Origin of the sequence: Lentilactobacillus raoultii (genome assembly GCF_900411375.1) — a bacterium.
Lineage (GTDB): Bacteria > Bacillota > Bacilli > Lactobacillales > Lactobacillaceae > Lentilactobacillus > Lentilactobacillus raoultii.
In genome coordinates, this window is the sequence record NZ_LS422984.1 from 609,141 (window position 1) to 625,533 (window position 16,393).

The following is a 16,393-nucleotide window of genomic DNA, read 5'->3' on the forward strand; positions in this document are numbered from 1 at the left end:
GTAAAGCCAAGCGGGGCTGGAGAAAATAGGTATTTTTAAAAAATGTCCCAACATATTATTATTTTGTCCCAGAGTGTGTTAAACTTTGAACGAGGTGATAGAACGTGAAGAAGAGAGACATCCTCAACCTTATCAAGTATCACTATGATAAAGATGAACAGCGGTTTAGAGCAACTGCTAATAACGTTGCTCGCAGTTTTGACGAAAGTGGCGATCATCAATTAGCAGAGTATGTAATGAGCTTCCTCTCAGATGCAAATACATTTGTGCCCCAAACTTTTTCGTTTGAAAGTCATTTTGTTAAAATGGTTAATATTGAAAATACGTCTTTACCTTTACCAACGCCAATTTTGGAAGATATTAAAGGAATTATTAACGCTGTTAACCATCACGTTGGCATTCATAAGTTTTTATTTGAAGGTGCACCTGGAACCGGGAAAACAGAATCTGCCAAGCAGGTTACTCGGTTGCTTTCCAGACATTTGTACCTTGTCGATTTCAATCAATTAATTGATAGCCGAATGGGACAGACAGCTAAAAATATTGAGGCAGTCTTTAATGAAATTAATCGAATGCCAAATCCGTCAAGTGCGGTGATTCTTTTTGATGAAATCGATGCAATTGCACTTGATCGGATTGATGACCATGATATTCGAGAAATGGGTCGGGCAACATCCAGTATGTTAAAGGCACTTGACCAGGTTAATGAAGAGGTGGTCATTATTGCCACAACTAATTTATTTGATCAACTTGATCGTGCTTTCATTCGTCGCTTTGACAGCGTCATTAGTTTCGACCGATATACTCAACAGGATTTACTGGACATTGCGGAAGGGATGCTGACAACGGATTTGAGACGCTTCAAAGATGCTGGCAGAGACATTAAATTATTTCGAAAAATAGTCACCACATCGCCTCAAATTCCTAATCCCGGTGAATTAAAAAATCTCATCAAAGTTTCTTTGGCATTTAGTGATCTAACAAACCCATATGATTACTTATCCCGACTGTATCGAACACTTCATCATCAAAATGGCCAGTTAAGTTTAACTAAACTGAGATCCCAAGGGTTTACGGTTCGGGAAATTGCTATGTTAACAGGAAGTTCCAAAAGTCAAATTGCTAGAGAATTAAGAGGTGCGACAGGTGAATGATGTTTTAACGCTTAAAGGAAGATTTGAACAGAAAAGGGGAAGTGGTGGTGGTGGGGCACCCAAACTTCCTAAAAATGCCAAAGTTAGTAGCCAAAAGCTTCAATCATTGATTGATGATCTTTTAGCGATGCAAAACTTTTGGAAAAATAAGTCATTATTGCCTAAAATGCTGATAAGTGCTTATTATCGAAAAGTTGCTGCCAAGAGTAATCGAATGAAGGGCTTTTTTAGTGACCACAGTCAATCTCCTAACAAAGAAGTTGTTGGTGCTAAGTTTAGTAATGATCATAAGCACATTATTACGTACTTTGTATCAGATCCTGTAGTCGATCAAACGATTCTCAACGCCCAAAAAACGATTTTGATTTTAAACGATTATTTTTCAGGACACTTAACTGCTAAAATTTTTAATGAGAAATCTAGTTTTAAAGCAGTCAATTTTAAGAAATATTCAATTTCCAAATCAATATTTCAAAGATATGTTGCTGATGCCTTTTACGTTGAGAAATTTGATGTTGAACAAGCAACAATGCCAGAACAGCAAAGCGCTATTGTAACTTTGTATGATACGGGAGAATCGATTAAAACGCTTTTAAGTCGCATTGGTATTAAGGTTTATAACGAGCGGGTTTTGGATGACGGAACAGCTCTACTAGATAAGGATTCAATTGCAGTATTAATGCAGAAGGCACCCTATCTGGTTGCAATGGCAACGGAGGACATTTCCAAGCTAGCCCCAAGTCATTCTGTTGGAGCTGATTATTCCGCTCAAATCAGTATCCCTTCTCCTAGTGATCAACCTACAATTGGTGTAATTGATACTTTGTTTGATAAACGGGTTTATTTTCACGATTGGGTAACCTATACTCAAATGATTGATCCAAATATTACGCCGGATTCGACAGACTATAATCATGGAACTGAAGTGGCTTCAATTATTGTGGACGGGCCAACAATCAATCCGTCACTGGATGATGGGTGTGGTCGATTTAAGGTTAAACATTTTGGTGTTGCGACAGGCAGACAGTTCAGCTCATTTTCAATTATTCGAGCAATTAAGGAAGCGGTTGTTAGTAGCCCTGAAATTCACGTTTGGAACCTTTCATTGGGATCGAATTTGGAAGTTAACAAAAACTTCATTTCGGCTGAGGCGGCCGTCCTTGATCAAATCCAGTATGAAAATGATGTCATTTTTGTCATTGCAGGAACCAATCGGAACTCAGACGATCCCTTGCGTCGAATCGGCGCACCAGCTGACTCGATTAATTCTTTAGTAGTTAACTCTGTCGACAGTGAAAAGCAACCAGCTTCCTATTCCAGACAAGGAATTGTCCTCTCGTTTTTTACTAAGCCGGATCTAAGCTATTATGGTGGTGATCAAAGGACTCCTATGCGAACTGTTAACGCAATGGGAGAACATTTTGTTTTAGGGACGTCGTTCTCTGCCCCTTGGTTAGCGAGGAAATTATCATATATGATTGACGTTTTAGGATTGAGTAGAGAAGTTGCCAAAGCGTTGTTAATTGATGCTGCTATTGGGTGGAAAAAGCAACCCGATCATCGACTATTGGCATTGCGTGGTAATGGAGTGGTACCAGTTCGAATAGAAGATATTCTCCATAGTGACGATGATGAGATTAAATTTGTGATTGAGGGGACGTCGGAGTTATATGATACGTATACTTACAATATTCCAGTTCCAATTGTCTCAGGAATGCAGCCCTTTAAAGCCAAGGCAACTTTATGTTATTTTCCAAAGTGTTCCCGGAATCAAGGGGTTGATTACACAAACACAGAGCTTGATTTGTATTTTGGTCGAATAAAAGATAATGGTGAAATCTTTAGCATTAACGAAAATAATCAAAGTGATGGGACACCAAGCTTTCTTAACGAAGAGGATGCACGTAAACTTTTTAGAAAGTGGGATAATGTGAAGCATATTAGTGAAACTTTGAAGGATAATGCTCGGCCAAAAAAAGTGTATCAAAATTCAATGTGGGCATTGAGTTTGAAGACAAAGGAACGATTGAATTCTCGTGATGGTAATCATACTAAGTTTGGGGTTGTTATCACGTTGAAAGAAATTAACGGCGTCAATCGAATTGATGATTTCATTCAATTAGCTGGTTTAAGAGGCTGGTTGGTTAACAGAATCAATGTTCAAACCAGACTTGAGATTTATAATCAGGCTGAGCAAGATGTTAAACTTGATTAAGAAAACTATTCAAAGGTTAACTAACCAGAGGGAGTGATGTTAATGACCCCAATGCCAAAACGTTTTGAAACTAAAATTGCTCAATGGCGACAAGTTGAACCATTGTTTTCCGCGGATCACTCAGCACGCGTTACGGCGCTTCCTGATCGGACAATGTTCAATGGGATACTATGGATCATGCAGACTGGGGAATGGTGGGATGTCTTGCCGCCCCGCTATGGTGATCCACACGCGCTTCAAAAACAATTCGAGATTTGGCTGGCTAATGGCACATTGAAGAAAGCGATTGATCAGCTTAAAGGTCAGCCGGGGATGGAATGGGTTAATCACCCGACGGCACTTATCAGAGTTGAATGAGTCTTTAGGTGATAGAAAGCAGTTTTTAGACTGGTGATGTAGCTGCCGGGTAAAGCTGCTTTTTGTTTTTAGTTTTGATAAAACGAGAATAATTTATCACAACATTTTGTATACTTAATGGTGTCGTAATCCTTTTGAATTGAAAGGTGGAAGAATAGTTCAATGAATAGTGATAAAGAAATAATTGATCGGGTTAATAAAATTATGAGGCAGTATGGTAGCCCTTTTATTGATGGTAGTCGACAACTCCTTGAAAAATTTGGTGAAAATAATCAAAAGACTGCTTCCGATTTCTTGATATCATTTCTCATTGCGATGGTTTCAGCAAGTGTTCATCCAATTCCACAGTTAACTGAAGAAGACATTATGGTAACGGTAGGTGCAATAGATACTGCACTACCAACGGATGTGGAAACCAATGAGTTATTTGACGAAATCGTCCAAACCGGTTATCTTTTTTTGTGGTCACTGGCAGGGCAAGGCGACATCGAGCTCACTCCAGGACAGGTTACCAAAGCTTTTGGAGCAGTGACGGATTATCAACCAATGTTTAGTGACTTCGATGAGTTAGAAGACATGGATGACTTTGATGAAGTTGATCCAGATGATCCGGACTGGGAAATTTATCACTATGAACGACCAGATCTTCCTGAGTATCGAGTTACAACAGCAAATAGAATTAGAGCGACTGCTTTAGATCTTGCGGAGAAGTTGGTTGATAGCGGTCAGCTAAAACCGATTGTTGGTAAAGTTAGTGAGCTATATGAGGATGATGTGATTTTTAATTTAGTTGGGGTGGTGAGTCATCTTTACGGTGAGTATCGTCGGACACCATCAAGATGGACAAAAAAAGCGTTGAAAGGTGTGTTAACCGGCTATTTAGTTAAAGATGCTTCCATTCGGCCAGTAGAATATTCTCAAGTTGGTGCAATCCTTAAAACGTTTATGACATTTGCGGCGAAAAATCGCTTTGTTTCTGAAAAAATTGCTGAACGGATGAAACGAGCAATTGATGAAATAGAGCCGAAGATGATCCAATTGGGATCTGATAAACAAAACTTTTCAGAAGATAAACGGGACTGGTTGGCTAATACCAATGCAAATCACTTCATGAAAGAAGATGACGATCAATTCTCCGACGTATCAGATGATCAGTTATTTGATAACTCGGCTTCGGATAACGCGTCGTCATCCACTAAGCCTGGCAGTGAGGGCCGGGTGATTTCACTTTCAAAGTGGAAGAAACAAAATAAGAAAAAGAAGAAGCGAAAGCCCAAGAAGAGGTGAGATTGAAAAATAAAATCCTGCCGGGAACTGGCCCCCTTTCACCATGACATGTTAAAGACTAACAGATTAATAGTAAAAGCAGCTTTAAATGGTCAGTTGTCACGACCAACTTAAAACTGCTTTTAAATTTGCTAAAAATAAGTTTTTTGGTATCTCTGGTGGTTAATGGTTGGTATACTAAGAAATAATTAGATTTTAATTTAATCGTCAGGAGACAATGGGATGACTAATGATCAAGAATTAAAGACCGAAATCAAGCAACTTAAGGTTCAAGCTGAACAGATTATGACCCAGTATGGCTACCGATTTATTGATGAAAGGGGCATTGAAATACCAGGCGTAACTGAAGCGGAAAAGAGTGATCTTGATAATCGGCTAAGAGCATTTTTCTATGTATTAGTAGGTTCTATGGCTAAACCGATCTCGCGACTAACAGAAAATGACCTTACGCAAATTCTTTGTGATCAACATCGTTTTTTGTCAGATGAACCGGGAGACGATGTTGCTCAATATTTTTTCAGCATAGTTGAAACAACTTATATCTTCCTAAACTGGTTGTCAGCACGGGGAGACATTCAGTTAACATCTGGCCAAATTAATACTGCTTATCGAAGAATGACAGCCGCCATAGGCATTTTTAATGATTTTTCACGTAATCATTCAAATGTTACCGAGACGGATGCAGCATTAGGTGACCCCGGTCGAGCAATGTATTATTATGATCGACCAACCCTGCCAGCGTTTAATCATGAGTTGGCAACGGTAGTTTGGAATAAGGTGGAGCCTGTCGCAAACGACTTCATTAATTTTGGTTATCTAACACCAATTACTGGTGAAAAAAATTTTTGGTTTAAAGACGATCTGGTTACTAACTTAAGGCAGATTGGGCTCCATTTGTATGGTGAACATCGCCAGATGCCGGATGAATGGACTGTTGGCGCGTTAAAAGATATTTTAACTGGTTATACGATTAAGGATGCCCGGATCTTTCCAAGTGAATACTCCCAATTTGGAACGATTCTTAAAGCATTTATGGATTTCTCTGTAACTGAAGGGTTAACCTATGAAAGAGTTGCTGAGCAAATGAAGCAGGCAATCGAAGAAATTGAACCGGAAATGATTCGGTTGGGCGCAGATGAAACTCGTTTTTCAGATGACAAAAAGTGGTGGCTCAAAACCACTAATCCCGATCATTCGGCTAAAGGGACTACTAAGCAGGAACGAGAATTGGCCAAAAATCCAAGCTATCCTTTTAACAAAGTTGTTTTGGCCAATCAAACCGGTCATGAGGGCCATTCAATTTCACTTTCACAGTGGAAGAAAAAGAATCGGCGGAAAAAGAAGAAATCAAAGAAAAAATGAAGCCTTATTGTGTTTTTTAAATCATAGTAATAAGTGACTTTTCTTGCCATTGTGATCTGAAATGACTTACCCTACAAGTGAAGAACCAGTTTGGTGTAAGATTCATATAAAATCTTGAATTAGTGAGGGAAACTTATGGATGAATTACAAAACAAAAGCGAACGCGTTGATCAATTAATGAACCAATATGGGAAACCGTTTATAGATGACCAGCATTTTTCTGATCCGCATTTGACCGATCAGCAAATAAAAGATGATTATACAAATTTGTTGCGGGCCTTCTTGAGCGCTTTTGTGGTTGCAACTTCCCGGCCAATTTCACAACTTTCCAAGCAGGAGATCATCGCAACCGTTGACACATTTGATCAGCTGCTACCAACTGGAGACGACTATACATTATATTTCGAAAATAGTGTCCGAACCGGGGCCACATTTTTAATTTGGTTATCGGATAAGGGAATTGTGTCACTCACGCCTCAGCAAATTGCCAATGCGTTTAATGAACGGACGATGGCAGCTTCCATGGATGAGATGCCAATGAATATTAAGGAAGGTTTCGATACCTATCTGGTCGATCGGGATCGGGAAGCCTATCATTACGACCGACCAAGTTTGACGGCTTATCAAGATGGGACGGCTGGCAATATCAGAATTACAATTGGGCAAACTGCTCAAGCACTTTTTGACAGCCCGCAATTTAAGTCGGAGATGGGTCAAATTACCCATGGATATACTCTTGATATATTTGACTATTTAATTGGCATGGCTAGTCACTTGTACGGCGAGTTTCGTAAAACACCAAAATCCTGGACCAAGAAAGCCTTAAAAAGTGTTTTAACCGGCTATTTGATTAAGGATGCCACAATTCGACCAGAAGAGTACCCAGAAACGGTCACCATCCTGAAAATGTTTATGGACGTTGCTGCTCAAGAGCACGTTACAACTAAAACAATTGCTGAACGGATGAAGCGGGCGATTGATGAGGTGGCCCCTGAAATGATTCAGTTAGGGAAGAATCGACGCCACTTTTCAAACAAGAAGAAGGGTATGTTAGCCGACATGGATGAAGACCATACATTAAAGGACGAACAGGATGATCAACCATCTGCGAGTGAAACGGCGACCTCGCCGACTTCAAATCCATCCAAAAGTTAAATTGAAAGGGAAGTTTGGCGATAAATCATTACGAAATCAATCCCATAAGCCGAAAAAGGATTAATCTTTTTTTAAAATGTATAAGAGATTATAAATTTTTAGAGCATAATTGATTGTTTTTTAGTTTGAACATTTGTGAAATATTTTACAAGGAGATTTTGGTGAACTATACTTGAAGTGTAGATAGGTGTGGTTAAAGCTTTGAATTAAGTATCGGGAGGTCGATATTTATGGGGCGTTTAGATGAAAAAGTTGCCATTATTACCGGTGGTGTCAAAGGCTTTGGATTGGCAATGGCCGAGCTGTTTGTTAAGGAAGGCGCCAAAGTCGTGATTACTGACGTTGATGATCAGCACGCGGATGAAGCGCTCGATGAGATTGGTCGGACTAATGCAATTTTCATCAAGCAAGATGTTTCACAAGAAGCTGGCTGGGAACCGGTATTCAAAACGGCCGTTGAAAAATTCGGTAAAGTCAACATTCTGATTAATAATGCCGGAATCCTATCATTTAACGATGCTGAAAACATTGATCTCGCAACTTGGCACAAGGTATTATCCGTAGATTTGGATGGTGTCATGTTGGGGACTAAGTATGGCATCAAGTACATGAAAGAAAATGGTGGCTCGATTGTTAATATCTCATCAATTGCCGGCTTAATCGGCATTAGCAATCTCTATGCATATAACGCTGCCAAGGGCGGGGTTCGCATGCTCACCAAATCAGCAGCTCTGTACTGTGCGGAAAAACATTACGCTATTCGGGTTAATTCTGTTCATCCCGGATACGCTCACACGCCAATGGTGGATGCTTATCCTGAAATGCGTCAGCACTTGGAAAGTTTACATCCAATGGGGCGTTTGGGAACGGCTGATGAAATTGCCAATGCGGCACTTTATTTGGCATCCGATGAGTCCTCGTTCTCGACTGGTTCGGAATTAGTTGTCGATGGTGGTTATACAGCGCAATAAAGCTAATTATGAATGGATTGAAATCGACTAATTGTGAAGACGACTTTTTAAATGCAAAAGGTTGGAATTTTGCATTTGGAAAGTCGTTTTATTAATGATCACAATAGTCATCACGATAAGCACCAATTTACCATGATGGCTGCTTTTTAGTTGAGAAATAAAAGCTCATTTGTTTTGTAACCGGTTTCATAAATGCTATGATAACAGTGGAAAATGGTTTTTAGCCATTGATTAATGCACAATTTTATTTGGAATTAGCTGAGGAGGATATCAACATGTCAGCGAAAAAGATTGCAATTTATGGGGCTGGTTCAATTGGCACGATTACAGGGGCTTACCTGTCACAAGCCTATGGAAAAGATCACGTCACTTTAATTGATGCCTGGCAGGAGAACGTGGATACGTTAAATGAAAAGGGCGCCCACATTATTGGCGCAACGGATTTAACCGTTCCGGTTCACGCGGTCACACCGAATGACGTGGACGGTCAATATGATGTGATTTTGCTGCACACTAAACAGGGCTTTAATGGGACAGTGCTGCCAGCAATTAAAAAGATTTTGTCACCAGACGGCACTTTGATTTCACTTCAAAATGGGGTTCCAGAAAGAAATATCTTGAAAATTTTTGATGCTAAAAACGTGATCGCCGGTTCAGTTGAATTCGGTGGCACTGGACATGGACCAGGTGTTTCAGAATTAACGACCGAGTTTGACGCTTTTAAAAAGAGTGCTTTTCAGATTGGCGAGATTGATGGTAAACTGACTGACCGAATTGAAATGATTCAGGAAATTTTATCTAATGTTGGTGGAACAACGATCTCAGATAACTTGATGGGCACTAAGTGGACAAAACTATTAATCAACGCATCGTTTAGCGGATTATCCGCCGCGGCTAATACAACCTATGGTGGTATTTTAGCCAGTGACGTTGGCATTAAATCGGCTTTGCATATTATCAACGAAGCTTTGACAGCCGGCCATGCGGACCAGATCAGATTTGCGCCCATGAACGGCGTCGATTTCAATCAGTTGTTTAGCCTAAAAGGAGCCGATTTTACCCAAAAACAAATCGATTATCTACGGGAAATTATGAAGCCGTGGGCCAGTTTAAAAGCCAGCATGCTGCAAGATTTGGAGCATCATCGAAAGACTGAAATTAACGAAATCAACGGCTTAATTGTTGAAACGGCTAAAGAGCATCAGCTGACCACGCCATATAACGATCTGATTGTGGAGATTGTCACGGAAGCTCAGGATACCGATACGTTGCCGAACTTTGATGAGACAATGATTCGTTTTAGCAAACTGTTAACGAATAAACCGATTCTGTCGTAAAATAATTGCTAATAAAAAATGATAATGTTAAAAATCCGGATCAACGACTACCTTGAGTAGCCATTGATCCGGATTGTCTATTATGTTGAAGATTTTGGTGTTGTCAGTGAACCTTTGGGGGTAATGCTTGAGTTTTGATGTAAGTGAATGACTTTATCAAGTGGCTGATTATTTTGTCGAGCAATAAGTAAATCAGCAACTTCTTCATTGGTTAGCGGCCTTCCTAAGGCTTTGATGATTACATTAATTTCTCGAATATTAATGTAATCCAAAAGCAGCTGACTGAGTTCAGTAGAAGCGTTCTGGAATGAGCGGGAATCAACTGGATCGTGTTCGATGATTTGATTTAGCTGAGTTAACTTTTGTAAAATATCGGTCTTATTCATGAATGCTACCTCCTTTTTTTTACCTTGGTTCTAATCGTATCAGATTATATGTGGCTTTATTGAATGTGCTGAAAGCGTCAAATGCATATTATAAGATGTCTACTTTCATTTTGCATGATTAACTTAGTATTATCAATCTTGAGTACAAGTTTCTATTCATCTTTCTCCTGTACCTGTGATTTTAATTTAGCCTCACTGATAACAGTTACGTCGTCATCTGGCAATTTTAAGCGGTGTTCGCTTTTGGAGATGAGCATTGCCGTTGTGGTATCGCCCACCACGTTGAGAACGGTTCGAAACATACCTGAGAACCACTCAATTCCCGCTAAAACCGCAATGCTTGACGTGGGCAATCCCAGCGTTGGCACGACAATGGTCAGAGCAATAAACCACCGCCAGGAACAACGACCGTTCCAAAGCAGACCAAAATTGCCAGGAAAACAGTTTTGGTCATAAAAGGTAAGCCAAAGTTAAGATGGTATAGTTGAGCCAATGTTAAACAGGAAAGGGATAGAAACATTGCCAGACCGTTGCTGTTCAACGACATTCCCAGTGGCAAAACTAAATCAGCAGTTTGTTGATCAACACCCAGTTTTTCTTTAGCGTCTTGCATTTCAATTGGTAGACAAATTGCTGAAGAAGTTGTTGTTAAGGCAACGACGATCATTCTGGAAAAACCTTGGCTTAACGTTTTGTAGGGAACTTTGGTATAGAGATGGACGATTAGAAACAAGATTCCCAAAAAGAGGCCGGTTCCTACCGCGAAAGTGAATAAGAATTTCAACAGTGGCAATATGACGGTTAGGCCATTTGACCCAACCACGTTGGCAATCAAAGCACCAATTCCAAATGGTGCGGCTTTCATAATCAGCGAAATAATCTTGATGGTAATTTGATTTAATTCGTGAATCCCGGTTAGAACGCCTTGAAAATGACCATTGGCATTAAGCATGTGTAATGCCGTGCCAAAGAAGAGGGCAAAGATAATGACCTGGATAATGTTACCAGAGGCTAGGGATGCAAAGACGTTTTCGGGGATAAAGTTCAAAATGGTTTTAGCCAATGTTGTGTGAACCGTTGCCATGTGAGTGGTGGTTTGACTCATTCGGATACCTAAACCAGGATTGCTAAGATAGCCAATCCCAAGGCCCACGACTGCTGCCGCTGCGGTGGTTCCGAGAAATAGAAGAATGGTTTTAACACCCATTCGTCCCAGCTGGTTTGATTTCAAGGTGCCGATTGCTTCTATAACGGCGCCTAAAATTAGGAGAACGACCGCCATTTGAACTAATCTTAGGAAAATATCACCAACCATTTTAATGCCAGCAATATTTTTGCCAAATATCAGTCCTAAGGTGATGCCGATTATGATTCCAATCATAATTTGTGAAAGTAAGTTAAGCTTTTTCATTTGATTTGCCACCTCGCAAATAATTAATGCTTTTAGTATAGGTGGTCTCGTTTAGAAGTACATTGGTGATGAGTGACAAAGTTGGCGGGAAAAAGGTGCAGAATCGCCAATCACATGTTATATCTTATAACATACCAGTTAAACTGATTTTGGCATGAAACATTGGCTCGTTTTTCAAGGGCATGCTATAATAAAGTTAATAAAAAGGAAGTCCCACATGAATAGGACTTCCAATATAAGCCGCTTTAAAGGCGGTGGCAGAAATTTAATAAACGATTTTAGCTCGTCCTGTGACCTCTACCAAAGTTACACAGGGCGGCTTTTTTATTTGGTGTGTTGGTCGATGTACGTCAGCAGCGCCACTAAAAACGTGCCGAACAGTAACATCAACGTGAGTGCCTGGAAGACGCTCATTGGCTGTGAAACCTTTCTGAAGATTATTCCATGATCCCATAGACCTCACCTCTCAAGGGAAAAGACAGCCACCGCCCTTAAAACTTCTTACTTGATCAATTATACAGAAAGTGTTGATCCTAACCAACCCTTTTGATAAATTTTGATTTATGTGAATATTTAAATAAAGCACCCTGAACCTTCAATCTCACTGGTTAAGAGTTTTAAATCAATGAAACATTGGCTCACTTTTTAAGGGCATGCTATAATGAAATTAACAAAAAGGAAGTCCCGCGGGAACAGGACTTCCGATGCAAGCCGCTTTAAAGGCGGTGGCTAATTACATTAGACTATTTAAGGTCGTCCTGCAACCTGCCAAAGTTACATAGGGCGGCTTTTTTATTTGGTATGGTTGTCGATGTACGTCAGCAACGCCACTAAAAACGTGCCGAACAGTAACATCAACGTGAGTGCCTGGAAGACGCTCGTTGACTGTGAAACCCTTCTGAAGATTATTCCATGATCCCATAGACCTCACCTCTCGAGGGAAAAGACAGTCACCGCCCTTAAAACTTCTTACTTGATTAATTATGCAGAAAACATTGATCCTAACCAACCCTTCTGATAAATTTTGATTTATGTGAATATTTAAATAAAGAGCCCCGAACCTTGAATCTTACTGGTTAAGAGTTTTAGTTTAATCAACTACCGGTCACTAAAGTAACGGGTTTCTTTGCCTCAACTTTAAATGGAAACATTGGCTCGCTTTTCAAGCGCATGTTATAATGAATTTAACAAAAAGGAAGCCCTGCGCGAACAGGACTTCCGATGTAAGCCGCTTCAAAGGCGGTGACTTTAGTTACAGAACAATTTTAGGTCGTCCCATAACCGGTCAAAGTTATGTGGGGCGGCTTTTTCATTTGGTATGTTGGTCGATGTACGTCAGCAGCGCCACTAAAAACGTGCCGAACAGTAACATCAACGTGAGTGCCTGAAAGACGCTCGTTGGCTGTGAAACCTTTCTGAAGATTATTCCATGATCCCATAGACCTCACCTCTCAAGGGAAAAGACAGCCACCGCCCTTAAAACTTCTTACTTGATCAATTATACAGAAAGTGTTGATACTAACCAACCTTTTTAATGAATTTTGAGTTATAATGAAATCGATTACAATATTAGATGACGAATTAATAAGGAAAATCATTGTTGTCAACTTGAAACAGTTTAAGGGAGGTCATTTAAATGTCAATTACAGCGGTTCTCCAACAACAATATAATCGAATTGAGCGTGAGTGGCTGCGCTATCAGAATAACCCTTACGATGCGGATCGAGTTCATGATTTACGAGTAGCGATTCGAACACTGCGGGGGCTGATTAAATTTCTAAAACGCCAAATGCCACAAGCCGTCTACCAAGTATTGAATGCAGATTTGGGGCAGGCTGCTCGGTTATTTGGGCCATTAAGAGATTTAGATGTACTGATTGGCAAAGCCGGTGAATTTGCGGTTGAGCATCCCCAAGCCGGCAGTGCCTATCGCGGCTTATTTGATGAGTTACATGATCAACGAAATCAGTTAATGGAGCAAACGTTAAGTGATTCGGCGGCACTGATGTTAACAACCTGTTTGACACGGGTTAAGACTCATTTGGACAATTTGATTTTTAAAGGGCATCCCGATCAGGCTTTCGTTAAGGAATTTAAACGTCGGGATCAGAAATTGATGAAACAGTACCAAAATTTGGATTTTCATGATTATCCGCGGGTGCATCACGTCCGGAAACGTGCGAAAACGCTACGTTATTCAGCCGCTTATTTTTCACCATTTTTACCTAAAAAATCCAAAAAAGTGTTACGGCAGGCTAAGCACGTTCAAGACGTTTGTGGGTTGATTACCGATGCTCATGTTAACGATGGTCAATTACACCGACTGGCCGATAAAATGAAGAATTCGACCGATCGTCAATTATTGTTACAAATGGCTCAAGCTCAGCGTAAAATTTACACAGCTAACCGAAAAACAATTCTTAAAAAAGCGGCTCAAACAAATTAATAACGGTGATTGGGATTAACGAAAAAGTCTTTCATTTTGAAGTGAAAGGCTTTTTTTCGTCGCTGTTAATAATGGGTTCTAAACAAAGCACGTCATTTGAGCGTCACGTGACGGATTTGGTTAATGGCGATCAGTTTTTGGTCGTCGATCACGATTCGATCGTCATGGTAACCGTAGATATAAGTTTGACTATCAGGCAACTGCCGGCCATTTAAATCAACCTCGTTTAGTTGAAGAGTAACCTGGCGATGGCGCTGATAGGCGTCAGCCAACAGTTTTGAAATGGTCGGCAAAGTTTGCTGCGGTTGGCGTTGGTAAATTCGTTGTTGCTGGTCACGTTGATGGTTTAAGGCTGCGGTGTGATCTGATAAATAAAAGCCTTGCCACTTCAGCATGCCCCGATCGCGGTAATCGTGTTCAAAAAAGTGGTTAACGACGTCCATGTCAAAATTTTTGTGGTTATTCAAGTTGCTCACGCCTCCATTGGATTATTTTGTGAGTGGTCGGCCAGCGCATGCCGGTAAAGCCAGTGAATTCAATCGTTAAGTTGGTTTTGGCCCTTAGCCCTTTAATGAGTTGCTCGAGGTAGGTGAGCTGATAGTTAACCAGTTTATGTAACGGCACCGATTTTAATCGTTCACCCCGGCGTTGGCTGTTAAAAAAGAAATTATAAGTTTGATCATAGGGGTCATTGACAATTTGAATCCAATAACGGGTTCGGCTAATGCGTTTAAATAGTTTTTCAATTCGTTGATCAATAATCTCCAAATCCTTATTCATAAGCGTTGCCTCCGTTATGGCCACCAACCAGCTTGGCCCGTTGCACAGCGGTACCACCACGAGTCAAACTAGTGGCATAAATTAACTTTGTGAAGCCGAATTTTTGATGAATTTCGTCAATGACATGGCCCAACCGGTCGTTTTTGATTTGTTGGTGAGGATCGGTAAATAAATCCAATTGCTGACTAGTGTCCGGTGTGAGTCGACTGCTGTAAACAGCAATGTTGCGGACAGATTGGCCGGTCCAAAGTTGGCGAAATAAGAAGAGTAAGGGGGCGACAATTTCCCGATCACTGTTGCACGGGGTGACCCGGATGGCGTGGTGGAATCCGGCTTGACCAGTTTCTGCAGCAGCTGCGTAGGAGAAACCGATGCTTAAGGATAAACAGCCGGCAAGTTTTCGATGATGACGCAGTCGGGCAGCCACCTGTTCACCGATTTCTTTAATGACCGTTTCGATTTCGGTTTGCGTTTGATAATCACGTGGTAAAACTTGAGAGTTGCCGAGACTGGCTGATTTAACAACCGGTTTACGGCAAACTTGGGAGCGATCCACACCCCAGGCTGTCGCAAAGAGCTGTTCGCCAATTAGGCCCATTTCCTGTTTAAGAAAGTAAGGGTTGGTGTGGGCCAGGTCATCCATATTGTGAATGCCCAGTCGGTTGAGGTGTTTGGCGGTGCGGTTGCCGATTCCCCAAACATCGGTTAGGTTAGGAATAGTCCAAATCATTTTCGGTACGGTTTCGTAATGAATTTCGCCGATAAAATCAGCCGTGTGTTTGGCATAAACGTCTAAGGCAATCTTGGCCTGTAGGGGGTTATCCCCAATGCCGACAGTCGTGTAGAGGCCTAATTTTCGACGGACAGTCTCTTGGATCAATCGGGCAACCTGGCGCGGTGACTGCCCAAATAACTGCCATGAGTGGGTCATATCGATGATACTTTCATCAATCGAATAGGGCCAAATATCTTCTTCGGCCGCAAAGTGGGTAAACAGTTGGTTAATTTGTAGATTGCGTTGAATATAAAGGTTCATCCGCGGCGGGACGACAAGTAAGCGAGGATCGTTTGGCAGATCCCGTTTACGCGAGACGTTGGCTTTTAGATGAAACAAGTGCTTGGCTTCGGGGGAAGTCGCTAGAATGAGGCCGCCGTTGGTATTTTTCTCTTCACTTAATACGACTAATGGCACTTTTAGTGGATTGAAGCCGCGTTGAACCGCTTCGCAACTGGCATAAAACGACTTATTATCAATTAAAAAGAAAAGACCATGTGGTTCCTGATCAATAAACATCGTTCACTCATCCCCCTGACTTGATGTTGACTAAGGTCGAATGCTTGTTTGGATACTTCTATCTTACGAACGCACGTTTAAAAAGTCAAGAGAAATTTCAAAAAAATCGAAATTGTGAACATGATTACGAATTGGTACATAGATATAAAAATTAGATGCGAAAAGTATACTAGTTTTAAAATCGATAGTGAATCATTATGCCTGTGAAACATTAATGAGAATTAGTGAATTGTTTTTC

At 40.7% G+C, this 16,393-nt stretch carries 17 protein-coding genes and 1 pseudogene; 9 read left to right on the plus strand and 9 right to left on the minus strand.

Features of this window, described 5'->3' with window-relative positions; translation table 11 throughout:
- Positions 1-104 precede the first annotated feature (104 nt).
- The 8 genes from ED605_RS04505 (at position 105) to ED605_RS04540 (ending at position 9,838) form a co-directional block, all read left to right on the plus strand.
- Entirely contained in the window at positions 105-1,154 is a 1,050-nt protein-coding gene (locus tag ED605_RS04505; RefSeq protein WP_121977691.1) for an ATP-binding protein, read from the plus strand.
- On the plus strand, positions 1,147-3,369 hold the full coding sequence (locus tag ED605_RS04510) for a S8 family peptidase (RefSeq protein ID WP_121977692.1): 2,223 nt from the start codon (positions 1,147-1,149) through the stop codon (positions 3,367-3,369). Before ED605_RS04505 ends, ED605_RS04510 begins: the two co-directional genes overlap by 8 nt.
- A gap of 42 nt (positions 3,370-3,411) precedes the next feature.
- Positions 3,412-3,726, plus strand: a complete 315-nt coding sequence (locus tag ED605_RS04515) for a transposase (RefSeq protein ID WP_162919745.1) — start codon at positions 3,412-3,414, stop codon at positions 3,724-3,726.
- A gap of 162 nt (positions 3,727-3,888) precedes the next feature.
- Complete coding sequence (locus ED605_RS04520; RefSeq protein ID WP_121977694.1) at positions 3,889-5,013, plus strand: hypothetical protein; 1,125 nt, start codon at positions 3,889-3,891, stop codon at positions 5,011-5,013.
- A gap of 222 nt (positions 5,014-5,235) precedes the next feature.
- The gene (locus tag ED605_RS04525) at positions 5,236-6,375 is read left to right on the plus strand and encodes a hypothetical protein (protein ID WP_121977695.1); all 1,140 of its coding nucleotides are present in this window, start codon (positions 5,236-5,238) and stop codon (positions 6,373-6,375) included.
- 135 nt (positions 6,376-6,510) lie between these two features.
- Positions 6,511-7,530, plus strand: a complete 1,020-nt coding sequence (locus tag ED605_RS04530) for a hypothetical protein (protein WP_121977696.1) — start codon at positions 6,511-6,513, stop codon at positions 7,528-7,530.
- A gap of 230 nt (positions 7,531-7,760) precedes the next feature.
- Positions 7,761-8,501, plus strand: a complete 741-nt coding sequence (locus tag ED605_RS04535) for a glucose 1-dehydrogenase (protein ID WP_121977697.1) — start codon at positions 7,761-7,763, stop codon at positions 8,499-8,501.
- A gap of 275 nt (positions 8,502-8,776) precedes the next feature.
- Positions 8,777-9,838 (plus strand): ketopantoate reductase family protein, encoded by a 1,062-nt coding sequence (locus ED605_RS04540; RefSeq protein WP_121977698.1) that lies wholly within the window; start codon positions 8,777-8,779, stop codon positions 9,836-9,838.
- 80 nt (positions 9,839-9,918) lie between these two features.
- Here the strand turns inward: ED605_RS04540 and ED605_RS04545 are convergent, their stop codons facing one another.
- The 6 genes and pseudogenes from ED605_RS04545 to ED605_RS14970 all read right to left on the minus strand — a co-directional run bounded on the left by ED605_RS04545 (position 9,919) and on the right by ED605_RS14970 (position 13,007).
- Complete coding sequence (locus ED605_RS04545; protein WP_121977699.1) at positions 9,919-10,224, minus strand: hypothetical protein; 306 nt, start codon at positions 10,222-10,224, stop codon at positions 9,919-9,921.
- A gap of 152 nt (positions 10,225-10,376) precedes the next feature.
- Positions 10,377-10,526, minus strand: a complete 150-nt coding sequence (locus tag ED605_RS14865; protein ID WP_263852936.1) for a dicarboxylate/amino acid:cation symporter — start codon at positions 10,524-10,526, stop codon at positions 10,377-10,379.
- A pseudogene (locus tag ED605_RS04550) lies at positions 10,527-11,635 on the minus strand (dicarboxylate/amino acid:cation symporter); the annotation flags it as partial. It lies immediately after the preceding gene.
- Between the two features lie 324 nt (positions 11,636-11,959).
- Positions 11,960-12,049 carry a putative holin-like toxin gene (locus ED605_RS14565; RefSeq protein ID WP_162919746.1) on the minus strand — a complete coding sequence of 30 codons (90 nt, stop codon included), beginning with the start codon at positions 12,047-12,049 and terminating at the stop codon, positions 11,960-11,962.
- A gap of 378 nt (positions 12,050-12,427) precedes the next feature.
- Positions 12,428-12,490, minus strand: coding sequence for a putative holin-like toxin (locus ED605_RS14965; RefSeq protein ID WP_370824496.1), 63 nt, complete (start codon positions 12,488-12,490; stop codon positions 12,428-12,430).
- 454 nt (positions 12,491-12,944) lie between these two features.
- Positions 12,945-13,007: a putative holin-like toxin gene (locus ED605_RS14970; RefSeq protein ID WP_263852935.1), complete on the minus strand. Its 63-nt coding sequence runs from the start codon at positions 13,005-13,007 to the stop codon at positions 12,945-12,947.
- Positions 13,008-13,271: 264 nt separating this feature from the next.
- Here ED605_RS14970 and ED605_RS04570 point away from each other — a divergent pair, with 264 nt between their 5' ends.
- Positions 13,272-14,081 carry a CHAD domain-containing protein gene (locus ED605_RS04570; RefSeq protein WP_121977700.1) on the plus strand — a complete coding sequence of 270 codons (810 nt, stop codon included), beginning with the start codon at positions 13,272-13,274 and terminating at the stop codon, positions 14,079-14,081.
- Positions 14,082-14,173: 92 nt separating this feature from the next.
- On the opposite strand, the gene ED605_RS04575 is transcribed toward ED605_RS04570, so the two are convergent.
- From ED605_RS04575 to ED605_RS04585, 3 genes are read right to left on the minus strand one after another with little or no spacing between them, the layout of a single operon-like run.
- Positions 14,174-14,524, minus strand: a complete 351-nt coding sequence (locus ED605_RS04575; protein ID WP_121977857.1) for a hypothetical protein — start codon at positions 14,522-14,524, stop codon at positions 14,174-14,176.
- Positions 14,525-14,540: 16 nt separating this feature from the next.
- Positions 14,541-14,861 (minus strand): acetyl-CoA carboxylase, encoded by a 321-nt coding sequence (locus tag ED605_RS04580; protein WP_121977701.1) that lies wholly within the window; start codon positions 14,859-14,861, stop codon positions 14,541-14,543.
- Positions 14,854-16,155 carry a Y-family DNA polymerase gene (locus tag ED605_RS04585; protein WP_121977702.1) on the minus strand — a complete coding sequence of 434 codons (1,302 nt, stop codon included), beginning with the start codon at positions 16,153-16,155 and terminating at the stop codon, positions 14,854-14,856. The genes ED605_RS04580 and ED605_RS04585 overlap by 8 nt, the downstream gene beginning before the upstream one ends.
- Between the last annotated feature and the right edge of the window lie 238 nt (positions 16,156-16,393).

Excerpts from the sequence above, each read along its gene's own strand:
- ED605_RS04515 (WP_162919745.1), top strand. The coding sequence starts at position 3,412 with ATGACCCCAATGCCAAAACGTTTTGAAACTAAAATTGCTCAATGGCGA.
- ED605_RS04520 (WP_121977694.1), top strand. The coding sequence starts at position 3,889 with ATGAATAGTGATAAAGAAATAATTGATCGGGTTAATAAAATTATGAGG.
- ED605_RS04525 (WP_121977695.1), top strand. The coding sequence starts at position 5,236 with ATGACTAATGATCAAGAATTAAAGACCGAAATCAAGCAACTTAAGGTT.
- ED605_RS04530 (WP_121977696.1), top strand. The coding sequence starts at position 6,511 with ATGGATGAATTACAAAACAAAAGCGAACGCGTTGATCAATTAATGAAC.
- ED605_RS04535 (WP_121977697.1), top strand. The coding sequence starts at position 7,761 with ATGGGGCGTTTAGATGAAAAAGTTGCCATTATTACCGGTGGTGTCAAA.
- ED605_RS04540 (WP_121977698.1), top strand. The coding sequence starts at position 8,777 with ATGTCAGCGAAAAAGATTGCAATTTATGGGGCTGGTTCAATTGGCACG.
- ED605_RS04545 (WP_121977699.1), bottom strand. The coding sequence starts at position 10,224 with ATGAATAAGACCGATATTTTACAAAAGTTAACTCAGCTAAATCAAATC.
- ED605_RS14865 (WP_263852936.1), bottom strand. The coding sequence starts at position 10,526 with ATGTTTCGAACCGTTCTCAACGTGGTGGGCGATACCACAACGGCAATG.
- ED605_RS14565 (WP_162919746.1), bottom strand. The coding sequence starts at position 12,049 with ATGAGCGTCTTCCAGGCACTCACGTTGATGTTACTGTTCGGCACGTTT.
- ED605_RS04570 (WP_121977700.1), top strand. The coding sequence starts at position 13,272 with ATGTCAATTACAGCGGTTCTCCAACAACAATATAATCGAATTGAGCGT.
- ED605_RS04575 (WP_121977857.1), bottom strand. The coding sequence starts at position 14,524 with ATGGACGTCGTTAACCACTTTTTTGAACACGATTACCGCGATCGGGGC.
- ED605_RS04580 (WP_121977701.1), bottom strand. The coding sequence starts at position 14,861 with ATGAATAAGGATTTGGAGATTATTGATCAACGAATTGAAAAACTATTT.
- ED605_RS04585 (WP_121977702.1), bottom strand. The coding sequence starts at position 16,155 with ATGTTTATTGATCAGGAACCACATGGTCTTTTCTTTTTAATTGATAAT.